General features: G+C 63.9%; 5 protein-coding genes, 2 tRNA genes, 1 pseudogene and 1 riboswitch. Of the genes and pseudogenes, 5 read left to right on the forward strand and 3 right to left on the reverse strand.

Features of this window, described 5'->3' with window-relative positions:
- Window positions 1-122: 122 nt before the first annotated feature.
- From pnuC to RT460_RS15610, 3 genes are all read right to left on the reverse strand, one after another.
- Complete coding sequence (gene pnuC, locus RT460_RS15600) at window positions 123-692, reverse strand: nicotinamide riboside transporter PnuC (RefSeq protein WP_313320099.1); 570 nt, start codon at window positions 690-692, stop codon at window positions 123-125.
- Between the two features lie 8 nt (window positions 693-700).
- Window positions 701-2869 (reverse strand): TonB-dependent siderophore receptor, encoded by a 2169-nt coding sequence (locus tag RT460_RS15605; protein WP_313320018.1) that lies wholly within the window; start codon window positions 2867-2869, stop codon window positions 701-703.
- Between the two features lie 69 nt (window positions 2870-2938).
- Window positions 2939-3034, reverse strand: a riboswitch (TPP riboswitch).
- Window positions 3035-3074: 40 nt separating this feature from the next.
- A complete protein-coding gene (locus RT460_RS15610; RefSeq protein ID WP_313320020.1) occupies window positions 3075-4214 on the reverse strand; it encodes a phosphotransferase in 1140 nt (379 codons plus the stop codon).
- Window positions 4215-4422: 208 nt separating this feature from the next.
- Between RT460_RS15610 and RT460_RS15615 the strand changes: the two genes are divergently transcribed.
- The 5 genes and pseudogenes from RT460_RS15615 (at window position 4423) to RT460_RS15635 (ending at window position 10067) form a co-directional block, all read left to right on the forward strand.
- A tRNA-Gly gene (locus RT460_RS15615) sits at window positions 4423-4498 on the forward strand.
- A 72-nt stretch (window positions 4499-4570) separates the two neighbouring features.
- Window positions 4571-4644, forward strand: a tRNA-Cys gene (locus RT460_RS15620).
- Between the two features lie 1189 nt (window positions 4645-5833).
- A pseudogene (locus RT460_RS15625) lies at window positions 5834-6934 on the forward strand (HlyD family secretion protein); the annotation flags it as partial.
- Window positions 6935-6972: 38 nt separating this feature from the next.
- Window positions 6973-8520 carry a DHA2 family efflux MFS transporter permease subunit gene (locus RT460_RS15630; protein ID WP_313320023.1) on the forward strand — a complete coding sequence of 516 codons (1548 nt, stop codon included), beginning with the start codon at window positions 6973-6975 and terminating at the stop codon, window positions 8518-8520.
- Entirely contained in the window at window positions 8520-10067 is a 1548-nt protein-coding gene (locus RT460_RS15635; RefSeq protein ID WP_313320026.1) for an efflux transporter outer membrane subunit, read from the forward strand. The genes RT460_RS15630 and RT460_RS15635 overlap by 1 nt, the downstream gene beginning before the upstream one ends.
- Window positions 10068-10290: the final 223 nt, after the last annotated feature.

The raw sequence follows: 10290 nt of genomic DNA on the forward strand, positions 1-10290 counted from the left end.
CGCAACCTTGCCAAGGTTGAGGTCGCGAGTTCGAGTCTCGTTTCCCGCTCCAGTTCATACGGTCAGGCTTCACTGCCTGATTTGCGAAGGGCCCCTTGCGGGGCCTTTTTTGTTTCCGCGTGTCAGCTCGTGGGCAGGGCGGAGGGACGAGCTGCTGCCCGCCACGCCCGCAGGCCGAGCACGGCCAGGCCAAGGAAGAGCACATACAGGGCAGCGGTCACGTGCAATGACTTGAACAGATACGTGCCTACGTAAATCACGTCGACGGCGATCCACAGCCACCACGTTGCAACATGACGACGCGCCTGCCACCACTGCGCGACCAGGCTGAGCCCGGTCAGTACGGCGTCCAGCCAGGGCAGCGATGCATCGGTGAACAGATGCATGCCCGCACCCAGCGCCAGTCCGCCGCACAGGCCGATAGCCAGGTCGCGCAGCAGCTTGCCGCGTGACAAGGGCGCGATGTGGATCGCGCCCTCGTCAGCGGCGTGGCGGCGCCAGTTGATCCAGCCGTAGGTCAGGAAGACGGCGAAGGCCAGTTGCAACAAGGTGTCCGAGTACAGCTTGGCTTCGGCGAACACCAGTGCATATAGCGCGACCGACACCAGGCCTACCGGCCAGGCAACCAGTCGGCGCTGCGCCATCAGCCATACACCGAGGATGCTGCATAACGCCGCCGACCATTCCAGCAGTCCGCTGCTCACAACGCGATGCTCACCGATACGCGCGCCTGCCGGGGGGCGCCGGGGAACAGGTAATAGTCGCCGAGGCTGCTGCCGGTATCACGCCAGTAGAAGCGGTTGAACACGTTGTCCACGGATAGGTCCCAGCGCACTGCGTGGCCCTGCAATTGATGCTGGAAGCGAAGCCCTGCATCGAACACGTCGTAGCTTGGTGCGCGCACCCCGCCATCGGCGCGGGCGACGTTGGCCGAGGCGTGGCGCCAACCGCCGCTCACATTAAGGCCGGGAGCAAAGGGAAGGGCGTAGGTGACATGCACGCTGGCGCGCAACTTGGGGACGTTGACCAGCTGGTGGCCTTCATAGGCGGGCGTACCACTGTCGTGTGCCTGTGCCCGCAGCACGCTGGCGCTGGCAAAGACCTGCAATGCTTCGCTGATATGGCCGTTGGCGCTCAACTCCAGGCCAGTGTGGACCTGCTTGCCCTGCTCGACGAAGGTGTAGCCGACGTCACTGTTGTCCGGCTGTGCGTACTGATACGGCTGGCTGATGCGGAACAGTGCCGCGCCGAGCTTGAGGTCCTGGATCGGGCTGTACTTCAGGCCGACTTCGAGCTGGCGTGATTGCACGGACGGCAGGAAGGTGTCGGCATTGGATGTCCAGAACGGCGCCTCCTGGCCCAATGCAATGCCTTCGACATAACTGGCGTAGGCGTTGAGGCTGTCAGTTGCCTTCCACAGCACGGCGGTCTGCGGCAGGACGCGTGACAGGCGGCTGCGGCGCTGCGGGGTGCCGCGCTTGTCATAGGCGCGTTCGTCCAGGCGCACATAACGACCGCCGAGCAGCCATTCCCAGTCATCACCGATGCTCAGGCGGTCCAGTGCGAACACCGCCGTCTGGCGGCTGTCCAAGCGTCGTGCAGATGGACCTGGCTGCAGTGGCGACGGGACGAATACCGGCAACTGGGCGTCGTGGATATTGACCGTGCCCACGTACTCGTTGACGTTGCGCCGTTTGTCGACAGTGCGGCGGAACTGGTCTGCACCGAAGGTCAGCTGGTGGCCGATATTGCCGGTGTGGAAGTTGCCGCGCAACTCGGCGCGCAGCTCCTGGTTGCGGCGGGTGTCGTCCGGGCTGCGGTAGTCGTAGATGTCGTAGTCGCCGTTGGGCGCGAAGTAATTGCCCGGCACGCTGCCATCGGCGCATTGCGCGGCGTAGTAGCAGCCATAGGCGAACGCGACGTTGTCATCGATCACCGTGCGACTGTGGCCAACCGCTACGCGCGACTGCCAGTTGGCGTTGAAATCGTAGGTATGCGCCGCCGTGATGTTGGTGCTGGCGATGCCAACCGGCTGCTGCCAGGGCTGGTAACCCAGCATGCTGTCGCGGTCGACATTGCCGGGCAGGGTATCGCCGCCCAGCAACTGGAAGCCCGAGGCCGAGCGCTGCGCGCTGGTCTGGTAGTTGGCATCCACTTCCAGCTTGCCGCGCTCGCCGATCAGCCAGTCTGCGGCCAGCGAATAGAAGTTGCGGCGGCCATCGGCATGTTCGATATACGACTTGCTCGCATCCCAGGCGGCGTTGAAGCGCAGGCCGAAACGCGGCGTCAGCCAATGGCCCACGTCGATGGCGGCATAGCGCGAGCCTTCCGAATCGGTCCCCAGGGTGAGGTTGCGCACCTCCGCCGGGCGCTTGCCCACGTAGTTGATGATTCCGCCGGGGGCCATCACGCCGGCGGCCAGGCCTGCCTCGCCCTTGAGGATTTCAACCGACTGGATGTTCTCCAGCGCCAGCCGTTGTTCACCGGCGATGGACAGGCCGTTGAAGCGGTAGCCGGTGGCCGGGTCCAGGGCGAAGCCGCGGATGGCGATGTTCTGGTAGTAACCGACCGGGGCGTAGGCGTCGCCCAGCGAGGCATCGCTGCGCGCCAGTTCCGACAAGGAGCGCACCTGCAGCTTATCCAGGTGCTCGCGGTCCAGGACGTTGATCGATGCCGGCGTGCTTTTCCAGTCGCCGCCGCCGAAGCTGTTGATACGGCTGCCGTCGGCCGGTTGCTGGGCCTGCACGCGGACCGCGGCCAGGTCGGTCGGGGAATGTTCGGCAACGTCATTGCCTGCGTCGCTGGCATACAGCGGCAGGGCGGTGCACAGGGCGAGGGAAAGCAGGGTGGGGCGCAGGCAGCGGTTCATTCGGTTCGTCTTCTGGGTAGCAGGGGAGACGAAGCGACGGCGCGCACGCACGACCGCCAGAGGGCGGTGTGGTTGCTGCTCAAAGCTCCCTACGCCGGTGCAAACCGGATCAGGTTCCAAGGGACTCTCTCAGCCTGGCAGATCCAGGCACCCCCGCTTCAGCGCTCATTTCACTACAAATGGCGCCGATTTGCGAATCCGCTCTTCAGGCAGCGGCGTGCAGGGCCTGCAGCAGGCTCCGCCCGTGCGCAGTTGCGAACCAGGCAGGATGGCCGAGCATGAATGGCCCCCAGGCGACGTCGGCATTGGCGGTGGAGCCAGTGATGCCTTCGAAATACTCGACCTCGGACAATGCGAAATCGAAGTGCACCATCGGCAGCAGGTCGGCCAACAGGTGTACCCGTGTGGCGGACAACGGCAGTACCTCGCGATACCCCTCAAGCAGCTGCAGGGCGGTATCGATGCGTAGCGCCTGTGCGCCCAGGTCCAGCTCAAGCCAGGCAACGGCATTGCGCTCGATGGCGGTGGCCAGATCGAACAGGGCGCTGGTGGGCGAGGCCAGGCCGAAGTCGAGCACGGTACTGATGCGCGGCGCGGCCGTGTTCTCGTCCCACAACAGGTTGGAGGCATGCCAGTCGTTGTGGGCCCATTGCCGCGGTTCGGCGCGTAGGCGCTGCGCCAGGCCGTCATGCCAGGGCAGGACGACGCGTTCGAGCTCGGATTGCCAGGGGATGCGCGCCAGATAGCGGGCCAGGGCGGGGCGCTGGTCCAGGCTGGCCTTGATGGTGGCGATGGGGTCATCACTGCGGATCAGGTCGTCGCGGGCTACCAGCAAATGCGTGCTGCGCTGGGGGGCGCGATAGTCGGCAGCCACCTGATGCAGCCTTGCCAGCATGCGGCCCGCCGCGCGCGCCTGCGTCGGGTTGGTCAGCAAGGTCCAGGAGGGGGCGTCGCGGTAGAGGTCCTGGCCTTCCCCCACCACATGCAGCTCATAGGTCCAGTCGCCATGGGCGATAGCGGTATGACCATGGCGGTCCGCCAGCAGTTGGGTGGCCGGTATGCCACCGGAACGCAGGTGCGCGATGAAATGGTGCTCTTCTTCCAGGCATGCGGCGCTGCGCACGCTGTGGTGATGGCGCTTGATGAAGACGTCGGTACCGCCGCCGTCACCGACGATGGCGCCAGCGGACAGGGGGCGCGGGCTATGCCATAGCAAGTGGCTGCCGGCATGGAGCTGCGGGTATTGGGACTTCAACCACGCGAGCTCGGCCTGGTTGATGGGGGGCCAGTCAGCTGCCACCTCATCGTTGTTGAGGCCTTGGACGCGATGCGGTTGGACGGTCATCAGAACGAAAGGGCAGCGTAGGGCGGGCAGATGGTACGCCAAGCGCGGGGCTGGATAGTCGCGGCTCCCCATGGCGTCTGCTGGGTGGGCGCATGCCGTAAAGCCATGCAGGATGCGCGCGGCCGTGACATGGCCATCGATGTGAACGAAATTGTTAAAAACCGCTGGCGCGGGGTGGATGAACTCTGTATCATGCGCGGCACACCCCGCGGGAATAGCTCAGTTGGTAGAGCGCAACCTTGCCAAGGTTGAGGTCGCGAGTTCGAGTCTCGTTTCCCGCTCCAAACGTAGAATGGGCCCCCATCGCGGGGTCTTTTCATGTCGAGGTGATGTAAGCCTCGATGCAGCAAGTTGAAGGCCTGGTAGCAGAGTGGTTATGCAGCGGATTGCAAATCCGCGTACGCCGGTTCGATTCCGACCCAGGCCTCCATTAAATAAGCACTAAAGCCCTGAGAAATCAGGGCTTTTTTGTTTTTCGTGTTCTTGGGCTGATTACATTGCGGGGAGAGGGCGAAATGGCCTGATTGCCACTGGTTTTCGCGTGGCAAGCTACCGTCAGCATGCGTAAAGTACGTGGACGCAAGTTTGCGGGACGGTCGTGACGACTAAACGTGCTGACGTGCTGTAGTCATTGACCGAATCTCCAGGCGCTGCCCGGAATGGGCTTGTCACGGGGCGATGGAGGGGCGTTAGTCGGCAGCCAACGATAAACGAAGGTGCAGTTGCTGCCAGAGTCCACTTCTCGCTGATGTCATCTTGCCCAGGATCGAACGAAGGAACTGCCGATGAAAAGCCGATCGTTCCTTATTTGCCTCGCTGTGGCCACGATCTCGGCCTGTGCAAGTTCTTCCCCGGTCGAATCTACTGCTACAGATAGCAAGCAAGGCTTTTTTTCTGATCCTGGCGACTTCCGGGGCATCAACTTCAAGCCTGGCCAGCCAGCTTCGGGCAAGGGTTTGTTGGAAGCAGTGGCTGGCCCTCGCGACCAAGAAGCGCTGGAGAATGACCTTGCGCTTCTTAAAAGGATGCCGCCGGAGGTCCCTTTAAGGATTTTAGGTTTTACGGACTCAGAGGAATGCTCCGGGTTGCCCTGCTCTGAGTTGTCGCTACGCAGGGCACAAGCTTTGCACGATTGGTTGCTCAGTCATGGCGTACCGAGGTCTCGGTTGTCTGCGCCGAAGGGTTTGGGCAGCGCGAGGCCTATCGGTAATAACGAGACCGAAGACGGGCGATCACAGAATAGGCGCGCTTACATTAGTTACGAAGACGCTTCATAAAGCTTGCTCGTGAGATGAATTGACTCCCTTCCAGCTTTTTGGGTGATTCAAAAGTAGAGAAATTCGGCGAAACTGACCCTGGGCAGAGAGGTGATGACTTGGTGCGGATTGCAAATCCGCGTACGCCGGTTCGATTCCGACCCAGCCTCCATTGGTTTGAACAAAGAGCCCGCGCAAGCGGGCTCTTTTGTTTTGCTCCGCCTTGGTTTTGACGACGCGTTCACCTGGTCAGCACGCAAACCCGGCACGCGTTCACTTGACCTCCCGTGCAGCTCCCGTACTGTCGGGTACGTGGTCACAGGTACAGTGATCCGGTCTTCCGATGACAGCCGCGACGAGCCCATGAGCGAACAAGCCCAGCAGCAGAACACGCCCCCCGCCGATGCCGACAAGGCACCGGACAAGCCTTCCCCGCTCAAGAATCCCAAGGTGCGCTGGACGCTGACCCTGATCGGCGTGGCGGTACTGGTGGCGCTGTTGGCGTGGTTGGCCTATTACCTGATGGTCGGCAAGTACCAGCAATCCACCAATAATGCCTACCTGCAGGCCGATGCAGTGGCGGTGGCGCCGCGGGTGAATGGCTACGTCACCGAGGTGCTGGTGCAGGACAACCAATGGGTGAAAGCCGGGCAGGCCTTGGTCAAGATCGATCCGCGCACCTATCGCGCCACCCTGGATCAGGCCGAGGCGGTCATTGCGGTGCGTGAGGCCGATATCGCCGCCGCTACGGCTGGCGTGCAGGGTAACCAGTCGCAGCTGCTGCAGGCGCGTACCCAGCTCAAGTCGGCCGAGGCAACACTGCGCTTCGCCCGCGCCGAGGTCGCGCGGTTTGGCCCGTTGGCGGCGTCAGGCGCCGATACGCATGAGCACTTTGAAAGTGTGAAGCACGATCTGGAGCGTGCCCAGGCGCAATACGACGCGGCGCGCTCGCAGATCGGCGGGGCGCAAAGCCAGGTCGAAGCAGGCCAAGCGCAGTTGGAACAGGCGCGCGCTGGCTTGAAGCAGGCCCAGGCCGATGCCACCCAGGCGACGGTGGCGTTTGAAGACACGCAACTGACGGCGCGCATCGATGGCCGCATCGGCAACAAGACGGTTCAGGTTGGACAGTTCGTTGCTGCCGGCACGCGCTTGATGACGGTGGTGCCGGTGGAATCGCTGTACCTGTCTGCCAACTTCAAGGAAACCCAGCTTGGCCGCATGCGCGCCGGCCAGCCTGCCGAGATCGAGGTGGATGCACTGCCGGGCAAGACCCTGCATGGCACCGTGGAGAGCATCTCGCCGGGCACCGGCTCGCAGTTCGCATTGCTGCCGCCGCAGAACGCCACCGGCAATTTCACCAAGGTCGTGCAGCGCGTGCCGGTGCGCATCCGTATCGAGGCCGATGCGGACACCCGCAAGGTCTTGGTGCCGGGCATGTCGGTTGAAGTGACGGTGGACACCCGTGAGGGCGCGGGCAACGCCGCAGGGGCGGATCGCCACTGATGGCTGCGACCGCTGCCAGCGCGGTGCCGCAGAAGGCTGATGCCAGCGCGTGGCTGGCGGTGGCTGCTGGCACCATCGGCTCGTTCATGGCGACGCTGGATATCTCCATCGTCAATGCCGCCTTGCCGACGATCCAGGGTGAGGTTGGCGCCAGTGGTACCGAGGGGACGTGGATTTCGACCTCGTTCCTGGTCTCGGAAATCGTGATGATCCCGCTGACCGGTTGGTTCGTGCGCACCTTGGGGTTGCGCACCTTCCTGCTGATCTGTGCGTCCTTGTTCACCGCGTTCTCGGTGATGTGCGGGCTTTCCAGCAGCCTGGACATGATGATCTTGGGTCGCATCGGCCAGGGTTTCACAGGTGGTGCGTTGATCCCGACCGCGCTGACCATCGTTGCCACCCGGCTGCCACCGGCGCAGCAGACGCTGGGTACGGCGCTGTTCGGGATGACCGTGATTCTCGGCCCCATCATTGGCCCGTTGCTGGGTGGCTGGCTGACCGAGAACGTCAGCTGGCACTACGCCTTCTTCATCAATGTGCCGATATGTGCGGGTTTGATCGCCTTGCTGGTTCTTGGCCTGCCGCACGAGAAATCCGACTGGGGCGGGCTGCTGCGTGCCGATTGGCTGGGCATCATCGGCATGACCGCAGGCCTGGGCGCCTTGACCGTGGTGCTGGAGGACGGCCAGCGCGAACGCTGGTTCGAGTCGGAGTTCATCATCATCCTCAGCTTGATCTCGTTGGTGGGCTTTGCCCTGCTGGCGCTGTCGCAGTTCACCAGCAGCGAACCGGTGATCCGTCTGAAGATCCTGTTCCAGCGCAGTTTCGGCGCGGTGTTCGTGATGGTGGGTGCGGTCGGCATGATTCTGTTCGGGGTGATGTACATGATCCCGCAGTTTCTGGCGGTCATCGCCGGCTATAACACCGAGCAGGCCGGCTATGTGTTGTTGCTGGCGGGCTTGCCGACGGTGCTGTTGATGCCCTTCATGCCGAAGATGCTGGAAACCATCGATGTGCGGCTGATGGTGTTCGCCGGCATGCTGTGCTTTGCACTGGCGTGTTTCGTGAATCTTGGCCTGACCCCTGATAGCGTGGGCATGCATTTCGTGATCGGCCAGTTGTTGCAGGGCTGCGGCCTGGCGTTGGCAATGATGGCGTTGAACCAGGCGGCGATCACCTCGGTGCCCAAGGAGTTGGCATCCGATGCATCGGGCCTGTTCAACGCTGCGCGTAACCTGGGGGGCTCGATCGGCCTGGCCATCATCTCCACGTTCCAGGAGCGCCGGGTGACGTTCCATATCGACGCGATCGGTGGCGCCACCACGGCCAATTCGCCGATGGCGCAGGACTACCTGCATGTATTGGGTGCGCAGATGAGCGACCCGATGCAGGGCACGGCGATGCTGGCGCAGATCGTGCAGCAGCAGGCGCTGGTGATGGCCTACAACGACTTGTTCTGGATCTTCGGCATCATCGTGGTGGTGACGCTGCCGTTGGTCTTCCTGCTCAAGCCCTTGCCCAAGGGCGTTCCTTTGGCGATGCACTGATGCGACGACATTCCTCACCGCTGTTGCGAACCGTGACCTGCCTGGCGTTACCCCTGGCCCTGGCCGGCTGCATGCTTGGGCCGGACCATGTCCGCCCCGAGGTTGCGCCGGTAGCCACGGCACAACCCGCGCTACCGCGCGCCGCCGATGCTGGCGTAGTCGCGGCCACGCCCTCCAGCCAGTGGTGGCGCGCCCTCAACGATCCGCTGCTGGATCAGTTGATCGATCAGGCCCTGCGGGACAGTCCCAATCTGCGGGCGGCGCAAGCCAAGGTGCTGGCTTCGCGCGCGCTGCAACGGCAGCGACGGGCCGAACAGTTGCCCAGCATTGGTGCGGTGGCAGGTTATACCGCGATCAGTCCGCCCGATTCGATGGTCGACCAGGTGCGGGAGATAGGCGAGGGTGCCGCACGGGTGGCGGAGAACAATGGCCGGCCGCAGGAAGCGGCGCAGCTGCGCGATGAAATGTCGCGCATCGACCTGGATACCTCGATGTACATCGCTGGCGTGGATGCCAGTTGGGAGTTGGACCTGTTCGGGCGCAAGCGCCGCGCCGCGCAGGAGGCGGCGGCCAAGGCCGATGTGGACGCGGCAGCGCTTGCCGATGCACAGGTGCAGTTGGCTGCCGAGGTGGCGCAGGTCTACCTGGGCTATCGCGGCACCCGCGAGCGCACGGTGTTGGCCGAGCGCAATCTGCAGGCTGCGAAGGAATCGCTGGCATTGACGCGGCAGCGACGCGCACGCGGCGCCGATTCGGACCTGCATGTGGAGCGCGCCCGCGCGCAGATGGAGCAGCAGCAGTCACAGCTGCCGGGCCTGCGTGCGCAGGCGACGGAGGCCAAGGATCAGCTGGCCTTGATGACCGGCCGAGAGCCCGGTGCGCTGGATGCCAGCCTGGCAGAGGATCGGGCGCTGCCGGCCTTGCCCTCGCAGGTGCCGGTGGACGATGCGGCGGCGGTGATCCGGCGGCGGCCGGATATCCGCAAGGCGGAGGGTGAGCTGGCGGCTTCGTCGGCGCAGATCGGACAGGCGTTGTCTGCCTATTTCCCGCAGGTGAACCTGTTGGGCACGATCGGCATGGGGGCATCATCGTTGTCCGATCTGAACAGTGATTCAGCGGCCAGCATCGTGATGCCGTTCCTGCGCTGGTCGGTGTTTGATTTCGGCGTGAACAAGGCGAGGGTGGCGCAGGCGCGTGCCGGGAATGAGGCGCGGCTGGCGGCCTACGAAGGCACGGTACTGGCTGCGCTGCAGGACGCCAATAGTGCGCTGACGCGGTTTGGTTCTGCCCGTGAGCAGTTGCAGTCGGCAGGCAGTGCCGAGGCTTCCGCGGGGCGTGCGGCCGCGTTGATGACGCAGCGTCGGCAGGCGGGGGCGGCATCGCAGATCGACCTGCTGGATGTGCAGCGGCAACAGCTCAGTGCGCAGGACGGCTTGGCGCAGGCGCAGCTGCAGTTGCTGGTGCGCTATGTGGCCCTGCAGAAGGCCTTGGGGTTGGGCTGGGAAGAGGCGCCGCCGATTCGGCGCGTGGTGGATGGGCAGGGGTGAGTTGAGGGCTGTTGCGCTTTCCCTCTTCCCAACCTTCGCTCTGCGCCCCGGCCTTGTGCTTGGAGAGCAGCGAGCCGTTGGTTCGCACGTTGCTCTCAGCCGTCCCAGGGGCACCAAAGCTGCAGCTGCAGGCAATGCTTCAACCTGAAGTGGTCTGAGCCCCTCTCCCTTGCGGGAGAGGGGTTGGGGAGAGGGGCGCGCAAGGGAAATAAAAAAACCCGCC

This window comes from Stenotrophomonas sp. (assembly GCF_032061965.1).
GTDB lineage: Bacteria > Pseudomonadota > Gammaproteobacteria > Xanthomonadales > Xanthomonadaceae > Stenotrophomonas.

Bases quoted from the DNA above. Each gene is read 5' to 3' on its own strand.
- RT460_RS15635 (WP_313320026.1), top strand. From the start codon at position 8,520: ATGCGACGACATTCCTCACCGCTGTTGCGAACCGTGACCTGCCTGGCG.
- RT460_RS15605 (WP_313320018.1), bottom strand. From the start codon at position 2,869: ATGAACCGCTGCCTGCGCCCCACCCTGCTTTCCCTCGCCCTGTGCACC.
- RT460_RS15630 (WP_313320023.1), top strand. From the start codon at position 6,973: ATGGCTGCGACCGCTGCCAGCGCGGTGCCGCAGAAGGCTGATGCCAGC.
- RT460_RS15610 (WP_313320020.1), bottom strand. From the start codon at position 4,214: ATGACCGTCCAACCGCATCGCGTCCAAGGCCTCAACAACGATGAGGTG.